The 262-nt window shown below is 49.6% G+C and carries 1 rRNA gene; it reads left to right on the forward strand.

The window, feature by feature from the left end:
• Window positions 1-92, forward strand: a 23S ribosomal RNA gene (locus tag GQF01_RS00005); the annotation flags it as partial.
• Window positions 93-262: the final 170 nt, after the last annotated feature.

The following is a 262-nucleotide window of genomic DNA, read 5'->3' on the forward strand; positions in this document are numbered from 1 at the left end:
ACCCCTTGTAGACGACGAGGTTGATAGGTTCGAGGTGGAAGTGCGGCAACGTATGCAGCTGACGAATACTAATCGGTCGAGGGCTTAACCAAATGTACCCAAGAAAGTGAAGATAAGCTCTGTAGCTGATTCCGGATACTTTCTCGGGGCCCAGAAAACCTAAGAAAGCCTTACCTTTACGCAAGTTTCGTATCTAGTTTTCAAGGCGCAAATCACGCTTTGACTGTTTGGTGATGATGGCGGAGGGGACCCACGCGTTCCC

The organism is Paenibacillus silvestris, assembly GCF_009882985.1.
GTDB classification, from domain to species: Bacteria; Bacillota; Bacilli; order Paenibacillales; family NBRC-103111; genus Paenibacillus_E; species Paenibacillus_E silvestris.